Genomic DNA, 15,573 nt, shown 5'->3' with positions numbered 1-15,573 from the left:
CGTCTCCAACACCCGGTTGACCCCAGGCGCCGCCCGGCCGGGGGGGCTGGGATAATCGCACACCTATGAAACATGCCCCCCACGCTCCCCACTTCGTGTGGTCGCTGCCCCCCAAGGGGGCCGCTTTTCATCTTGGGGCGGCCCGGCGATGAAAAAACACCGGGTCGTGGTGGGCCTGTCGGGGGGCGTGGACTCCGCCGTCACGGCGCATCTTCTCAAGCAACAGGGCCACGAGGTGGTCGGCATCTTCATGAAGAACTGGGAAGATGACGACGACAGCGAGTTCTGCTCCAGCCGCCAGGACTTCCTGGACGCGGCCAGCGTGGCCGACGTGATCGGCATCGAGATCGAGCACGTCAACTTTGCCGCCGAGTACAAGGACCGGGTGTTCGCCGAGTTCCTGCGCGAATACCAGGCCGGCCGCACGCCCAACCCGGACGTGCTGTGCAACGCCGAGATCAAGTTCAAGGCCTTCCTGGACCACGCCATGCGCCTGGGCGCCGAGAAGATCGCTACCGGCCACTACGCGCGCGTGCGTCAGAACCCGGCCACGGGCCTGTTCGAGCTGCTCAAGGGGCTGGACCCATCCAAGGACCAGAGCTACTTTCTGCACCGCCTGAACCAGGCGCAGCTGTCCAAGACGCTGTTCCCCGTGGGCGAGCTGCACAAGACCGAGGTGCGCCGCATCGCTGCCGACATCGGCCTGCCCAACGCCAAGAAGAAGGATTCCACCGGCATCTGCTTCATCGGCGAGCGGCCATTCCGCGAGTTCCTCAACCGCTACATCCAGCATGCGCCCGGCCCCATCCTGGACGACCGCGGGCGCAAGCTGGGCCGCCACGTGGGCCTGTCGTTCTACACGCTGGGGCAGCGGCAGGGCTTGGGGATCGGCGGTGTCAAGGAAAAAGGCGCGCAGCGCGGCGCGGGCGACCATGCGCCCTGGTTCGTGGCCCGCAAGGAGCTGGAGACGAACACCCTGCGCGTGGTGCAGGGCCACGATCACCCGTGGCTGCTGTCGCATCGCCTGGATGCGCAGGACGCGAGCTGGATTGCCGGCCATCCGCCCGCAGCAGGCGCCTGCGCCGCCAAGACGCGCTACCGCCAGCAGGACGCCGCCTGCACGGTGCTGGCCGCACAGGGCGACGCCTTCAGCCTGCAGTTCCCCGAGGCGCAGTGGGCCGTGACGCCGGGCCAGTCGGCCGTGCTGTACGACGGTGAGGTGTGCCTGGGCGGTGGGGTGATTGCGGCCGTGAACGGCTGAAAGCCCGCCCCGGGGGGGTAGGCGGCATCAGGGGATACCCGAATAGCCGGGATGCCGGACCTGCGTCCTTGCTATGGTGTGAAATTGCTTCAGCACCGGTCTCCGGTTTTTTCACGCTGCGGCGCGGGCGGGCTTTCTACAGTCTCGTCCGCGCCGCTCCAGCCGGTTGACCTCCGGTACTGGGCGTGCGAGGCATTTCTCCTTCCAAAACCGGGACAACAACAGGGGGCACAGGCTATGGTCTGGCAACAAATCTACGACCCACTGGGCAATATGGTCATCTCCACCGCACTGGCCGCGCTGCCGGTGGTGGTCATGCTCGCGGCCTTGGGCTTTTTCCACATCAAGGCGCATATCGCGGCAGGCATGGGCCTGATCACGGCGCTGCTCGTGGCGGTCTTCGTCTACGGCATGCCGGGCGACATGGCCGGCCGTGCGGCGCTGTTCGGTGGTTTCACCGGCCTGCTGCCCATCGGCTGGATCGTGCTGAACATCATCTTCCTGCACCAGCTCACCGAGCAGAACGGCAGCTTCGCCGTGCTGCAGGACTCGCTGTCGGGCATCACGGAAGACCGCCGCATCCAGCTCTTGCTGATCGCCTTTTGCTTCGGCGCCTTCTTCGAGGGCGCGGCCGGCTTCGGCACCCCCGTGGCGGTGACGGCCGCCATCCTCATCGGCCTGGGCTTCTCGCCGCTGGCGGCCTCGGGCCTGTCGCTGATCGCCAATACGGCGCCGGTGGCCTTTGGCGCCCTGGGCACGCCGGTGATCACGCTGGCCAAGGTGCACGGCTACGACCTGATGGAGGTGACGGCCATGATCGGCCGCCAGTTGCCCTTCTTCTCGCTGCTGGTGCCGTTCTGGCTGATCTGGGCCTTCGCCGGCCGCAAGGGCATGATGGAAATCTGGCCGGCCATCCTGGTGACGGGCGTGTCCTTCGCCATTCCGCAGTTCCTGGTGTCCAACTACATCGGGCCAGAGCTGGTGGACATCATCGCCGCCATCGTCTCCATGGTCTGCCTGGTGGCCTTCCTGCGCGTGTGGAAGCCCAAGACGGTGTGGACGTCGCCCTCGCTGCGCGGGCATGACCCCAGCGCCGCAGAGGCCAAGCCGCCGCAGCCGGTCAAGCGCCACAGCACCCAGGCGCTGGTGGCCGCCTGGACCCCCTGGGTCATCCTGTCGGTGTTCGTGTTCATCTGGGGCCTGCCCTCGGTCAAGGCCTGGCTCAATGGCATCTTCGCGCCGGCCTTCCCCATGGCCGGGCTGCACAACCTGATCGAGAAGGTGCCGCCCGTGGTGCCCGCGCCGCACAAGGAGGCCGCCGTCTACACGCTGAACCTGCTGTCGGCCACCGGCACGGGCATCCTGCTGTCGGCCGTGGTGAGCGCGCTGGTCATGAAGTACAACCCGGTGGCCATCGTCACCACGTTCTTCCGCACCTTCTGGCTGGTGCGCTACTCGCTGCTCACCATCGTGCTGATGCTGGCGCTGGGTACGCTCACGCGCTATTCGGGCACCGACACCACGCTGGGCCTGGCTTTTGCCAATACCGGCGTGCTGTACCCGTTCTTTGGCACGCTCATGGGCTGGATCGGCGTGGCGCTCACGGGATCGGACACGGCCTCCAACGTGCTCTTCGGTGGCATGCAGAAGGTGGCAGCCGAGCAATTGGGCCTGTCGGCCAACCTGATGGGCGCAGCCAACAGCTCGGGCGGCGTGATGGGCAAGATGATCGACGCGCAGTCCATCGTCGTGGCCTCCACCGCCACCCGCTGGTTCGACCACGAGGGCGACATCCTGCGCTACGTGTTCTTCCACTCCATCGCGCTGGCCTGCCTGGTGGGCCTGTACGTGACGATGCAGGCCTATGTCTGGCCGTTCTCCCTCATGGTGGTGCACTGATTTGAGTGTTTTTGGGCTGCAGCGCTTGCCCATCCAGCGCGAGCAGCTATCACCACCATAGCAAACGGGCGCCCTGGGGCGCCCGTTGTGCTTGGTGCGAGGCCGAATCAGAACGGAATGTCGTCGTCCATGTCGTCAAAGCCCGATGCGGCGCGCGGCGGCTGCGCCACGGGCGCGGGGGCGGGGCGGGCCGCGGGGGGGGCGGGGCGCGGCGCGGGTGCGGCGCGGCGCGGGGCCTCGTAGCCGCCACCACCGCCGCCGTTGTCGCCGTAGCCGCTGTCGTCATAGCCGCCGCCCTGGCCGCCGCCCATGCCCTGGCGGCTGCCCAGCATCTGCATGGTGTCGGCGCGGATTTCGGTGGTGTAGCGCTCCTGGCCGCTCTGGTCGGTCCATTTGCGGGTGCGCAGGCTGCCTTCCACGTAGACCTGGGAGCCCTTGCGCAGATATTGGCCCACGATCTCGGCCAGGCGGCCGTTGAAGACCACGCTGTGCCATTCGGTGGCTTCCTTGTTCTCGCCGGTGTTCTTGTCGCGCCAGCGGTCCGTCGTGGCGATGCGCACGTTGGCGACCTGGTCGCCGCTGGGGAAGGTGCGCATCTCGGGGTCGCGCCCCAGGTTGCCGACGATGATGACTTTGTTCACAGATGCCATGAAAAATCCTTGTGCTTAGCCCGGACGGCAGGGAAGGGTTCCGGGCCAGATGAGTCCAACAGGCGACCCCTGCGAGGCCGCAGGTGCGCAGCATAGCGGCTTGCACGCCGCCGGGGCGCCGGAGGGTGAAAAAATCAGTGGCCGCCGCCGCGTCCCACCGGCCGCAGCGGCCAGGTGATGAGCAACCACAGGGCCGTGAGCACGGCGGTGGCGGTGAACAATCCCGGCGCGCCCGCCCACTTCGCCAGCGCGCCGCCCAGCGCGCCGCCCGCGAACAGTCCCAGCGACTGCAGCGTGTTGTAGGCGCCCAGCGCCGCGCCGCGCAGGTTGGCCGGCGCCATGCGCGACACCAGACTGGGCTGCGTGGCCTCCAGCGCGTTGAAGCCGCAGAAGAAGAGGAACAGCAGCGCCGCCACCGGTATCAGCGATGGCGCAGCCCCTCCGGCCGCCAGCAGGCCAAAGCCCATCTGCACCACCAGCACCAGCCCAATGGCGACCAGCAGCGCCGCGCGCAGCCGCCCGCGCCGCTCCATGGCAAACAGCCCGCCCATGGCGACGAAGGACAGCACCACGGCCGGCAGGTACACCTGCCAGTGCGCGTCCTTGGGCAAGCCGGCCTGCACCAGCAGGGCCGGCACGGCCACCCACATGGCCATCTGCACCGTGTGCAGCACGAACACGCCCAGGTTCAGGCGCAGCAGGTCGGCATGGCGCCACACGTCGGCCAGGCGCCCGCGCGGCGCGTCGGCATGCTGCACCGGCTCGGGCGGCACCATCCACAGCACCACGGCCACGCCGCCCAGCGCCAGCGCGCAGGTCAGGCCGAAGAGGCCGGCCAGGCCGATGTGCGCGGCCAGCAGCGGCGCCGCCACCAGGGCGATGGCGAACATCAGCCCGATGCTGGCGCCCACCAGTGCCATGGCCTTGGTGCGCACCGCGTCGCGTGTCTGGTCGGCCAGCAGCGCCGTGACGGCGGCGGACACCGCGCCCGCACCCTGCAGCGCGCGCCCCACCAGCAGCCCCATCACCGAGTCGGCCAGCGCGGCGAGCAGGCTGCCCGCGGCGAAGACCAGCAGCCCCAGGACGATGACACGCTTGCGCCCGAAGCGGTCCGACGCCATGCCCAGCGGCAGCTGCAGCACCGCCTGCGTGAGCCCGTAGATCCCCATGGCCAGCCCCACCAGGGCGGGGTCATCGCCGCCCGGGTACTTGCGTGCCTCCAGCGCGAACACGGGCAGCACCAGGAACAGGCCCAGCATGCGCAGCGCGAAGATCAGCGCCAGGCTGACGCTGGCGCGGCGCTCCAGCGGGGTCATGGCGGTGGAGGGTGGAGTGGGTGTGGTGGTGTCCGGCACGGGCGCGGGGGCAAGTCAAAGCACGGATTCTCACCCATGGCCGGGCCGCACGCGGCAGGGCGGGCCATCGCGGCGTGTGTCGAATTGGGCATGAAATCGTAGTCAGATGCAATACAGATAAGCGCAAACAGCTATTTTTTTGGGAGCATCTGCATGGCTTACCAGACTGACGCCCAGGGCGCTCCGGCCGCAGCTTCTGCGCGGGCGGGGTGGGTGACCTATCATCGTGCGTTTGCCTCCAGGCACGCGCGATGCCCACCTTCGAGCCACCCTCCGACGATCGCCACCCTTCGCCTGCCGATGCGGCCGGAGGGCGCCCACTGGCGCAGGTCCTGCGCGAGCAGCGCATCAGCATCCGCGGGGCGCGCACGCACAACCTCAAGAACATCGACCTGGACATCCCGCGCAACCAGCTCGTGGTGATCACCGGGCTGTCGGGCTCGGGCAAGTCCAGCCTGGCGTTCGATACGCTGTATGCCGAAGGGCAGCGCCGCTATGTGGAGAGCCTGTCGGCCTATGCGCGGCAGTTCCTGGGGCGGCTGGACAAGCCCGATGTGGACCTGATCGAGGGTCTGTCGCCGGCCATTTCCATCGAGCAGAAGGCCACCAGCCACAATCCGCGCTCCACCGTGGGCACGGTGACCGAGATCCACGACTACCTGCGCCTGCTGTTCGCGCGCGCGGGCACGCCGTACTGCCCGGACCACGGCCTGCCGCTGTCGTCGCAGACCGTGAGCCAGATGGTGGATGCGGTGCTGGCCTTGCCCGAGGACACCAAGCTCATGTTGCTGGCGCCCGTGGCACGCCAGAAGAAGGGTGAGTTCACCGAGCTGTTCATGCAGATGCAGGCGCTGGGCTACGTGCGCTTTCGCGTGGACGGGCAGATCTACGAGCACGAAAGCCTGCCGCAGCTCAAGAAGACCGAGAAGCACGACATCGACGTGGTGATCGACCGCTTGAAGGTGCGCCCCGACGCCCAGCAGCGCCTGGCCGAGAGCATCGAGGCCGCCCTGCGGGTGGGCGGGCACGAGGGCAACGGCCGGGTACTGGCGCTGGAGATGGACTCGGGTCAGGAGCACCTGTTTTCCAGCAAGTTCGCCTGCCCGGTGTGCAGCTACTCGCTGCCCGAGCTGGAGCCGCGCCTGTTCTCGTTCAACTCGCCCACGGGCGCTTGCCCCGCGTGCGACGGCCTGGGCCAGCAGGAGGTGTTCGACCCCGCGCGCGTGGTGGCCTTCCCCGCCATCAGTCTCGCCAGCGGCGCCATCAAGGGCTGGGACCGGCGCAACGGCTACTACTTCGCCATGCTGGAGAGCCTGGCGCGGCATTACGGCTTTGATGTGGAGACGCCCTTCGAGGAACTGCCCGAACGCGTGCGCGAGGTCATCCTGCACGGCTCGGGTGAGGAAGAGATCGCCTTCAGCTACCTGCTGGACAGCGGCCCGAACAAGGGCAAGCCCATCGTCAAGAAGCACCCCTTCGAGGGCATCCTGCCCAACATGGCGCGGCGCTACCGCGACACGGACTCGGCCGTGGTGCGCGAAGACCTCGCGCGCTACCGCAGCGCGCAGCCCTGCCCCGAATGCCACGGCGCACGCCTGCGCCGCGAGGCGCGCCATGTGAAGGTGGGCGAGGGCGACGCCGCGCTGGGCATCTACGACGTGAGCCACCGCACGCTGGCGGACGCGCTGCAGTGGTTCGCGTCGCTGCAGCTGGCCGGCGCCAAGGCCGAGATCGCCGGCAAGATCGTGCGCGAGATCGCTGCGCGCCTCACCTTCCTGAACGACGTGGGCCTGTCCTACCTGAGCCTGGACCGCAGCGCCGAGACGCTCTCGGGCGGCGAGGCGCAGCGCATTCGCCTGGCCTCGCAGATCGGCAGCGGCCTGACCGGCGTGATGTACGTGCTGGACGAACCCAGCATCGGCTTGCACCAGCGCGACAACGACCGGCTGATCGCCACCCTCACGCGGCTGCGCGACCTGGGCAACAGCGTGATCGTGGTGGAGCACGACGAGGACATGATCCGCGCCGCCGACCACTGCGTGGACATGGGGCCCGGCGCGGGCGTGCATGGCGGTCGCGTGATGGCGCAGGGGACCTATGACGAGCTGTGCGCCAACCCGCAATCGCTCACCGGACAGTACCTGAGCGGCGCCAAGACCCTGCCGGTGCCTGCGCGGCGCACGCCCTGGCTGCCCGTGTTGCAACAGAGCGCCGCAGCGCCCGAACCCGACAAGAAGCCCAAGTCGCGTTTTCCCGAGACGGCTGCCAGCCTGCGCAAGAAGGAGCGCCTGGCCGAGCACCGCGCCACGCAGGGGCAATTGCAGGCGCTGCGCGTGGTGGGCGCCACGGGGCACAACCTGAAGGGCGTGAGCGTGCAGTTCCCGGTGGGGCTGTTCACCTGCGTGACGGGTGTGTCCGGCTCGGGTAAGAGCACGCTGGTCAACGACACCCTGCACAAGGCCGTGGCGCGCCAGCTCTACCGCGCGCACGAAGAGCCCGAAGCGCACGAAACCATAGAGGGGCTGGAGTATTTCGACAAGGTCATCAACGTCGATCAAAGCCCCATCGGCCGCACGCCGCGCAGCAACCCGGCCACCTACACGGGCCTGTTCACGCCGATCCGCGAACTGATGGCCGAGACCACCACCGCCAAGGAGCGCGGCTACGGCCCTGGGCGCTTCTCCTTCAACGTGGCGCAGGGCTCGGGGGGCGGGCGCTGCGAGGCCTGCCAGGGCGACGGCGTGGTGAAGGTGGAAATGCACTTCCTGCCCGACGTATACGTGCCCTGCGACGTGTGCCACGGCCAGCGCTACAACCGCGAGACGCTGGAGGTGCAGTGGAAGGGCAAGAACATCGCCCAGATCCTGGACCTGACGGTGGAGGACGCCCACGCCTTCTTCAAGGACGTGCCCACGATCGCGCGCAAGCTGCAGACGCTGCTGGACGTCGGCTTGTCCTATATCCGCCTGGGCCAGAGCGCCACCACGCTCTCGGGCGGCGAAGCGCAGCGCGTGAAGCTGGCGCAGGAGCTCTCCAAGCGCGACACCGGCCGCACGCTCTACATCCTGGACGAGCCCACCACCGGCCTGCATTTCGCCGACATCGACCTGCTGCTCAAGGTATTGCTGCAGCTGCGCGACGCGGGCAACACCATCATCGTCATCGAGCACAACCTGGACGTCATCAAGACCGCCGACTGGGTCATCGACATGGGCCCCGAGGGCGGGGCCGGCGGCGGCACCGTGGTGGCCGAGGGCACGCCCGAGCAGGTGGCCCACAATGCGGCCAGCCACACGGGCCGCTACCTGGCGCCATACCTGTCTGCCGCCCCAAATCAGTAGTAACCCTGAGGTTTTGCGCCGCCGGCAGTTACAGTTGCGCGCCGCGGCGGAGTGTTTCACTACGCCAGCGCGGCTTTATGGCGAATGATTGGGCGCGGGCTCTGGAATCATCGCGCCACTTCGCTGGCCGGCGCTTGTCGGCACGGCAGCCCCCGGCCTCCGCGCCGGCTTCTCCTCCACCTTTTTTTGGCAGGACTTCGCGGCGCGCAGCGCGCCCCGCGGGCCTGGACGTTTCATGAACCTGCTAGACCCGACCGTCATCACCTTCGGCATCTACCTGCTGGCCATGCTGTTCATCGGCTGGCTGGGCTACCGCGCGACGACCGACCTCTCCGACTACATCCTGGGCGGGCGCAGCCTGGGCAGCTTCGTCACCGCGCTGTCGGCCGGCGCGTCCGACATGAGCGGCTGGCTGCTCATGGGCCTGCCCGGCGCGGTGTACCTGAGCGGGCTGAGCGAGGCGTGGATCGCCATCGGCCTGACCATCGGCGCCTACCTCAACTGGCGCCTCGTGGCCGCGCGGCTGCGCCTGTACACCGAGCGCACCAACAACGCCCTCACGCTGCCCGACTACCTGGCCTCGCGCTTCGAGGACGGCGCCAACGTGCTGCGCCTGGTGACCACGGCGGTGATCCTGGTGTTCTTCACCATCTACTGCGCCTCGGGCGTGGTGGCGGGTGCGCGCCTGTTCGAGAGCATGTTCGGCCTGCCCTACCAGACGGCCCTGTGGGTCGGGGCGCTGTGCACCATCGCCTACGTGTTCATCGGCGGCTTCCTGGCGGTGAGCTGGACGGACACCATCCAGGCCTCGCTGATGATCACCGCGCTGATCCTGGCGCCCGTGGTGGCCTACTTCGCCGTCACCGGCGAACTGCAGGCCGGCCAGAGCCTCACCGAGATGATCGGTGCGCAGAAGCTCGACCTGATGCACAACGCCAGCGTGATCGGCGTGGTCTCGCTCATGGCCTGGGGCCTGGGCTACTTCGGCCAGCCGCACATCCTGGTGCGTTTCATGGCGGCGGATTCGGTGGCCTCCATCCCGCGCGCGCGCCGCATCGGCATGACCTGGATGGTGCTGTGCCTGGGCGGCGCCGTGGCCGTGGGCCTGGTCGGCATCCCGTACTTCGCGGTGCACACGCAGCAGGCCGCCGGCGTGCAGGCCAATGCCGAGACGGTGTTCATCGAGATCGCGCGCCAGCTCTTCAACCCCTGGATCGCCGGCCTGCTGCTGGCGGCCATTCTGGCGGCGGTGATGAGCACGCTGTCGTGCCAGCTGCTGGTGTGCTCCAGCGCGCTGACCGAGGACATCTACCGCGTGTTCCTGCGCAAGAACGCCACGCAGCGTGAGCTGGTGTGGGTGGGCCGGGCGATGGTGTTCGCCATCGCCGTGGTGGCGATCGTCATCGCGGGCAACCCCAACAGCCGCGTGCTGTCGATGGTGAGCTACGCCTGGGCGGGCTTCGGCGCGGCGTTCGGGCCGGTCATCCTGCTGTCGCTGTTCTGGCGCGGCATGACGCGCAACGGCGCGCTGGCCGGCATCGTGGTCGGTGCCGTGACGGTGGTGGTGTGGAAGCAGGGCGGCTGGCTGGGGCTGTACGAGATCGTGCCCGGCTTCGTTCTGGGCGCGCTGGCCGTGGTGCTGGTGAGCAAGCTGGGCAAGCAACCCTCGCCCGCCATGCTGCAGCGCCACGACGCGGTGGACGCCGAGATGGCGCGTCTGCAGGCCTGAGGTGATTGCGGGTTTGAGGCAAAGTGGCCTCAAACCCTTGTGGTATAAGCGCTAGAAGCTATTAATTATATAGCGCAACGGCGTGCGGTCGTTCGCCCAGCTTGAACACCGCCACGCCTGCCACCAGCTCCTGCGCCTGGCTGCGCAGGCTGGCGGCGGCGGCGGCCATCTCTTCGACCAGCGCGGCGTTCTGCTGCGTGGTCTGGTCCATCTGACTCACGGCCTCGCCCACCTGGGCCACGCCCAGCGACTGTTCGCGGCTGGCGTTGCTGATCTCGCCCATGATGTCGTTGACGCGGCGCACGGCGGTCACCACGTCTTCCATGGTCTTGCCGGCGCGCTCCACCAGCGCATTGCCGCGTTCCACGTCATGCACGCTGGCGGAGATCAGCTCCTTGATCTCGCGCGCAGCGCCCGCGCTGCGCTGCGCCAGGCTGCGCACCTCGCTGGCCACCACGGCAAAGCCGCGGCCCTGCTCGCCGGCGCGTGCGGCCTCCACGGCGGCGTTCAGCGCCAGGATGTTGGTCTGGAACGCGATGGAATCGATCACCCCGATGATGTCCGCGATCTTGCCGGACGAGCTGTGGATGCCGTGCATGGTCTGCACCACCTGCGCCACCACCTCGCCACCCTGCGCGGCCACGCCGCTGGCACTGGTGGCCAGCTCGCTGGCACGCGCGGCGCTGTCGGCGTTCTGGCGCACGGTCGCGGTCATCTGCTCCATCGATGCGGCGGTCTCTTCCAGAGCGCTGGCCTGGCTTTCGGTGCGGGCTGCCAGGTCGGTGTTGCCCTGCGCAATCTGCGCGCTGGCCGTGGCCACGCCCTCCGCGCCCTGGCGCACACGGCCCACCACCTCGGTGAGCTGGCGGCGCATCTGCAACAGCGCGGCGATCAGGCGGCCCATTTCGTTGCTGCCGTGGGCGATGTCGCTGCCCGACAGGTCACCGCGCGCCACGGCGCGGGCCAGCTCCACGGCCTGCGCCACCGGCTGCGTGATGGAGCGCACGAAGACCAGCATCAGCACCGTGGCGCCCGCCAGCGTGCCCAGCAGTGCCAGCGCCTGCCACGCCAGCGTGGCGCGCAGGCGGTCGATGCGCGCCTGCAGGGCCTCGTCCACGCCCTGCATGGCCTGGGCGTTCAGTGCGTACAGCGCGTCGATGGTGCGGGTGTAGGTGTCGAAATACTCCTGTGCCGGCAGCGTCAGCGTGTCGGCCTGCAGCAGGGCCTTGTCGGCCAGGGCCAGCGTGGCCGTGATTTGCGCGTCCAGCGTGCGCGCGGGCGCGCCCAGCGTGGCAGCAAAGGCAGGGCTCGCCTCGGTGGCGCGCGCCAGGTTGCGCAGCGTGTCGCCCTGCAGCTCCACCACGCGCTGGCGCAGCGACTGCAGCAGCCCCTTGGCCTCCAGCGGCAGCTCGCCGCCGCGGCCCAGGAAGCCCGCGCCCTGGCCGCGCATCACGCCCAGCTTCTCACCCAGCTGCGGCGCATGCACCAGCGAGGCCTGGATCAGCGCGTTGGTGGCGAAGTCGGGGTCCAGCTGCAGCTCGTAGCTGTGCAGCAGCTGCTCGCCGGTCTGCAGCAGCGACGTGATCAGCGCCGTGTGCTGCGCCATGCTTTGCGCGGCGGGCAGCGAGCGTGCGGCCACGGCCGGCTCCAGCTGCTGCCAGGCCTGCTGGGCGCGCTGCCAGGCGTCGCGCTGGGCCGCGGGCACCTGCGCCGCGTCCAGGCGGGCGGTGGCCTCGGCGAAGGCTTTGTTCACCGCATCGCGCGCGGCCGGGCGCCGCGCGGCCAAGGTCTCGTCGCCGCCCAGCATGCCGTTGGACAGGCCGCGGTGCACCTGCAGCCCCTGCACCACCTTGTGCAACGCCAGCAGTGGCGGGGCGCCGCGGGCCTCGTGGCGGGCGTGCGCCAGGTCGTCGAGCGCGCCGCTCACGAACAGCCAGGTGGGCACGGCGCTCATGAGGATGCCGGCGAGGCCCAGGATGAGGAATTTGTAAAGCAGCGGCAGGCGCTGAGAAAGCGAGGTCATAGCGGGAACCTTTCCTTGTCCGCGAGACCGCCTAGTGGGCGGGCGAGACAAAGAGATAGAGATGTCAAGGACGTGTAACGTAATGTTATTCGACAAAAACCTGCCTGTCCTTGAACGAGTTCAGCTTTTTGGGCGCGCAGGGGCTTCATCCCGTCACAGAGGTGTTGCGACGGGTTTAAGGGTGTTTTTGGCCCCTAAACCAATAAATACGGGCGCTAGTAGCTATCAGTATGGAAGCAAAACCTGCGCATGCCCCAGACGCTGCCACGCGGCCGGCCTGCCCTGCGCGGGCGAAGCACTGGCCGCTGGTCGTGCCGCCTACAGCGGCCGCCGCGTGGCGAAGCGCACCACCGTCACGCCGGCGCGCGCCTGGCGGGTGCTGGGCATGACCAGCACGCAGTCGTCGTACGGCGTCGTGACGGGCTCGCCATCGTTGTCGCCGATGACGGTACCGGCCTGGGGAATCACCTCCAGGCCCGTGAAGGGCTGGGTGAAACGAAAGCGCTCGCTCCTGGCGACCACCGGGCCGGTGACCTCCAGCGCCCACTGGCGCGGCGCGTCGGGCAGGCGCCAGCCGGGCAGCCCACGTGCCAGGCTGGCGGAATCCACCACGCCGGCCGCTTGCAGGAAGCGCACGCACTGGTCCTGCGCCACGGCGCGGCTGGCCGGGTCGCCATGGAAGCCGCATTCGACGAGCAGCGAGCGCGTGTCGCCGCCCTCGGCATCGGGCTGGCCGAAGCGGCCATAGTCGCGCATGCGCGTGCCGTCCTTGTGGCCCGCGTCCACCACGATGTGCTCGGGCGCGGCCAGGGTGCGCGCGAGGTGCAGGTTGCCCGGCTGCATGCCGGTGAGCAGCAGCGGCGCGCAGGGCTCGTGCATGGAATGCAGGTCCAGCAGCCAGTCGGCCTCGGCCACGAAGGGGCGCAGCGCGGCCGCGCGACGGCGCTCCAGCGTGTCGCCGGCGTCCATGCGCGCATCCACCCACTGGCGGTTGAGGTCTTCGTCCACGAAGCGGGCGGCGTCGTGGTGGTGGGGATCGAACCGGTCGAACGCGGCCAGATTGCACAGCGCCAGCGTGAGCGTGCCGCGCGCGGGGCGCAGGCCGGCTTCCAGCAGGCCCTTGAGCGCCCAGGCGCCGCACAGCTCGTTGCCGTGCACGAGGGCGCTGATCATCACGTGGCGGCCCGGCGTGCCGGAGTCGAAGCGCCACACGCCCTCGGTGCCGGTGTTGCCGGCCCGCCAGGCGCCGAGGTCGGGCGCGGTCAAAGTGAAAGGCAGGGGAGCGCTCATCATTCTTCGATCTTGGCGAACTCGATGATCTTCTTGTACTTGGCGACCTCTGCGGCGAGGAACTTGTCCACGTCCAGGCTGGGGGATGCCACGGTGGAGCCCGCGGCTTCCATTCGCTTGCGGAAGTCCGGCGACTCCAGCGTATCGTTGAGCGCCTTCTTGAGCCGCTCGGCCACGGGCTTGGGCAGGTGGGCGGGCGCCATGAGGGCGAACCAGGTGCCGATGTCCACGTTCTTGTACTGCGCCGATTCGGCCAGCGCGGGAATGTCGGGCGCGACGGTCGAGCGCTTGGCCTCGGTGGTGCCCAGGGCGATCACTTTGCCGCTCTTGATGTGCGGCAGGCCGCTGGAGAGCACGAACACGCCGAACTCCAGGTTGTTGCCCACCAGGTCGTTGGTGAGCGGCGCCACGCCGCGGTAGGGGATGTGCGTCATGAACAGCTGGCCCTGTTCCTTGATCATCTCGCCGGCCAGGTGCAGTGAGGTGCCCACGCCCGAGCTGCCATAGCTGAGCTTGCCGGGGTTCTTGCGTACGCGTTCGGTGAATTCGGCCAGGTTCTTCACGCCGGTGCCGGTGCTGGCCACCAGCACCAGGGGCTGCGAGGCCACGAGGCCGATGGCGGTGAAGTCCTTGATGTCGTACTTGACCTTCTTGGTCACCAGCTTGTTGATGGCGATCTCGTTGCTGGCGCCGACCAGCAGCGTGTAGCCGTCGGGCGCGCTGCTGGCCACCTTCTGCGCGCCAATGGCGCCGCCCGCGCCGCCCAGGTTCTCGATCACCACGGGCACGCCCAGGCGGTTGGACAGCTCCGCGCCCACGGCGCGGCCGGTCAGGTCGGTGCTGCCGCCGGGCGGATAGCCCACGACGATGGTGATGGGCTTGCTGGGGTAGGCGGGCGCTTGCGCGAAAGCGGCAGGGCTGGCAGCGGCGAGCAGCGCGGCGCTGGCCAGCAGCGCGCGGCGCAACGGGGCGGGGGTGCGGGAAGTGTGCATGGCGTTTTCCATAGGCAGGTCGAGGTGGGTGCCATTGTGGAAAGCGCACCGTGGCGGCGTCGTGCCGAAGTGGCACCAGGCCGTGCATTGTGGGCACGTGGCCCGCGGGTTTATCCGGGGATCACTGGCGCGCCAATGTGGCCCACAGCGCCTCGGCCCAGGGCGAGAGCCGGCGCTTGGGCCGGTACATGCGCACGTCGAAGCGCACCTGCATGCGCTCGTCGCCCGCGCGGGCCAACCGCCCGGACTGGCAGTCGGCATGCACCATGGACCAGGGCAGCCAGGCCACGCCCAGGCCGCGCAGCACGTACTCGTACTGCGCGTCGGCCGAGTCGCATTCCACCACGCGCGCCAGGCGCGGCGCCAGCGGGTCATGCGCCAGGCGGTCTTCCACCAGCCGGCCGAGCGCCAGCGTGTGCGAGTAGGCGAGGTAGGGCACCGCGTCCGTGCCGCCAAAGTGGTGCAGTGGCGCACCGCCGGCGCGGGCGCGGGAGACGGGCACCAGGCGGTCGCTGGCGAGCGTGAGGTGGGTGAACTGCCGTGCGTCCAGGCGCACGGCGAGCGAGGTGTGGTGGTAAGCCAGGGTGAAGTCGGCCTCGCCACGCTCGATCATGGCCACGGACTCATCCAGCGCACAGGTGCGCACGCGCAGCTCGCCGCCCGCCAACACGGGCTGTATGCGGGCCAGCCAGTCGGCCACCACGGTGCGTGCCAGGGTACGGCCGGTGGCCAGGGTGACGGTGCGCGCCTGACGCCCTGCGATGGCGCGCAACTCCTCGTGCGAATGGGCCAGGTTCTGCGCCATCTGCTGCGCGGTTTCCAGGAAGGTCTGCCCCGCGGGCGTGAGCCGCACGGGCCCGCCGCCGTCGCGCTCCGTGAGCGGCGTGCCGGCCCACGCCTCCAGCGCGCGGATGCGCCGTCCGAACGCCGGGTGCGTCACATGGCGCAGTTCCGCCGCGCGGGTGAAGCTGCGCTCATGCGCCAGGGCGATGAAGTCCTCCAGCCACTTGAGTTGCATGGCCGGAAAACGCTG

General features: G+C 69.2%; 10 protein-coding genes. 4 read left to right on the top strand and 6 right to left on the bottom strand.

What is annotated here, in order from left to right; genetic code table 11:
- The first annotated feature begins 148 nt into the window (after positions 1-148).
- Both mnmA and MRB47_RS18990 read left to right on the top strand, forming a co-directional pair.
- Positions 149-1,261 carry a tRNA 2-thiouridine(34) synthase MnmA gene (gene mnmA / locus MRB47_RS18995; protein ID WP_252101480.1) on the top strand — a complete coding sequence of 371 codons (1,113 nt, stop codon included), beginning with the start codon at positions 149-151 and terminating at the stop codon, positions 1,259-1,261.
- A 237-nt stretch (positions 1,262-1,498) separates the two neighbouring features.
- Positions 1,499-3,160, top strand: a complete 1,662-nt coding sequence (locus tag MRB47_RS18990) for an L-lactate permease (RefSeq protein ID WP_220638183.1) — start codon at positions 1,499-1,501, stop codon at positions 3,158-3,160.
- A 107-nt stretch (positions 3,161-3,267) separates the two neighbouring features.
- Here MRB47_RS18990 and ssb read toward each other — a convergent pair whose 3' ends face one another.
- Both ssb and MRB47_RS18980 read right to left on the bottom strand, forming a co-directional pair.
- Positions 3,268-3,810: a single-stranded DNA-binding protein gene (ssb, locus tag MRB47_RS18985; protein ID WP_123675484.1), complete on the bottom strand. Its 543-nt coding sequence runs from the start codon at positions 3,808-3,810 to the stop codon at positions 3,268-3,270.
- A 134-nt stretch (positions 3,811-3,944) separates the two neighbouring features.
- Positions 3,945-5,126 (bottom strand): MFS transporter, encoded by a 1,182-nt coding sequence (locus MRB47_RS18980; protein ID WP_252102654.1) that lies wholly within the window; start codon positions 5,124-5,126, stop codon positions 3,945-3,947.
- A 290-nt stretch (positions 5,127-5,416) separates the two neighbouring features.
- Between MRB47_RS18980 and uvrA the strand changes: the two genes are divergently transcribed.
- A complete protein-coding gene (gene uvrA / locus MRB47_RS18975; protein ID WP_196994775.1) occupies positions 5,417-8,506 on the top strand; it encodes an excinuclease ABC subunit UvrA in 3,090 nt (1,029 codons plus the stop codon).
- A gap of 235 nt (positions 8,507-8,741) precedes the next feature.
- Positions 8,742-10,235 (top strand): sodium/proline symporter PutP, encoded by a 1,494-nt coding sequence (gene putP, locus MRB47_RS18970; RefSeq protein WP_011807144.1) that lies wholly within the window; start codon positions 8,742-8,744, stop codon positions 10,233-10,235.
- Positions 10,236-10,296: 61 nt separating this feature from the next.
- Here the strand turns inward: putP and MRB47_RS18965 are convergent, their stop codons facing one another.
- The 4 genes from MRB47_RS18965 to MRB47_RS18950 all read right to left on the bottom strand — a co-directional run bounded on the left by MRB47_RS18965 (position 10,297) and on the right by MRB47_RS18950 (position 15,558).
- Positions 10,297-12,258, bottom strand: coding sequence for a methyl-accepting chemotaxis protein (locus MRB47_RS18965; RefSeq protein WP_252101479.1), 1,962 nt, complete (start codon positions 12,256-12,258; stop codon positions 10,297-10,299).
- 318 nt (positions 12,259-12,576) lie between these two features.
- Positions 12,577-13,551, bottom strand: coding sequence for a succinylglutamate desuccinylase/aspartoacylase family protein (locus MRB47_RS18960; protein ID WP_252101478.1), 975 nt, complete (start codon positions 13,549-13,551; stop codon positions 12,577-12,579).
- On the bottom strand, positions 13,548-14,540 hold the full coding sequence (locus MRB47_RS18955) for a Bug family tripartite tricarboxylate transporter substrate binding protein (protein WP_252101477.1): 993 nt from the start codon (positions 14,538-14,540) through the stop codon (positions 13,548-13,550). The genes MRB47_RS18960 and MRB47_RS18955 overlap by 4 nt, the downstream gene beginning before the upstream one ends.
- Before the next feature lie 121 nt (positions 14,541-14,661).
- Positions 14,662-15,558, bottom strand: coding sequence for a LysR family transcriptional regulator (locus MRB47_RS18950; RefSeq protein WP_252101476.1), 897 nt, complete (start codon positions 15,556-15,558; stop codon positions 14,662-14,664).
- Positions 15,559-15,573: the final 15 nt, after the last annotated feature.

The sequence above is a fragment of the Diaphorobacter sp. LI3 genome, from assembly GCF_022807955.1.
GTDB lineage: Bacteria > Pseudomonadota > Gammaproteobacteria > Burkholderiales > Burkholderiaceae_C > Diaphorobacter > Diaphorobacter nitroreducens.
This window is presented reverse-complemented; position numbering and strand designations above follow the sequence as displayed.

What these genes read in the sequence shown, in the direction of transcription:
- MRB47_RS18960 (WP_252101478.1), bottom strand. Translation starts at nt 13,551, where the DNA reads ATGATGAGCGCTCCCCTGCCTTTCACTTTGACCGCGCCCGACCTCGGC.
- MRB47_RS18950 (WP_252101476.1), bottom strand. Translation starts at nt 15,558, where the DNA reads ATGCAACTCAAGTGGCTGGAGGACTTCATCGCCCTGGCGCATGAGCGC.
- uvrA (WP_196994775.1), top strand. Translation starts at nt 5,417, where the DNA reads ATGCCCACCTTCGAGCCACCCTCCGACGATCGCCACCCTTCGCCTGCC.
- MRB47_RS18965 (WP_252101479.1), bottom strand. Translation starts at nt 12,258, where the DNA reads ATGACCTCGCTTTCTCAGCGCCTGCCGCTGCTTTACAAATTCCTCATC.
- MRB47_RS18955 (WP_252101477.1), bottom strand. Translation starts at nt 14,540, where the DNA reads ATGCACACTTCCCGCACCCCCGCCCCGTTGCGCCGCGCGCTGCTGGCC.
- ssb (WP_123675484.1), bottom strand. Translation starts at nt 3,810, where the DNA reads ATGGCATCTGTGAACAAAGTCATCATCGTCGGCAACCTGGGGCGCGAC.
- putP (WP_011807144.1), top strand. Translation starts at nt 8,742, where the DNA reads ATGAACCTGCTAGACCCGACCGTCATCACCTTCGGCATCTACCTGCTG.
- MRB47_RS18990 (WP_220638183.1), top strand. Translation starts at nt 1,499, where the DNA reads ATGGTCTGGCAACAAATCTACGACCCACTGGGCAATATGGTCATCTCC.
- mnmA (WP_252101480.1), top strand. Translation starts at nt 149, where the DNA reads ATGAAAAAACACCGGGTCGTGGTGGGCCTGTCGGGGGGCGTGGACTCC.
- MRB47_RS18980 (WP_252102654.1), bottom strand. Translation starts at nt 5,126, where the DNA reads ATGACCCCGCTGGAGCGCCGCGCCAGCGTCAGCCTGGCGCTGATCTTC.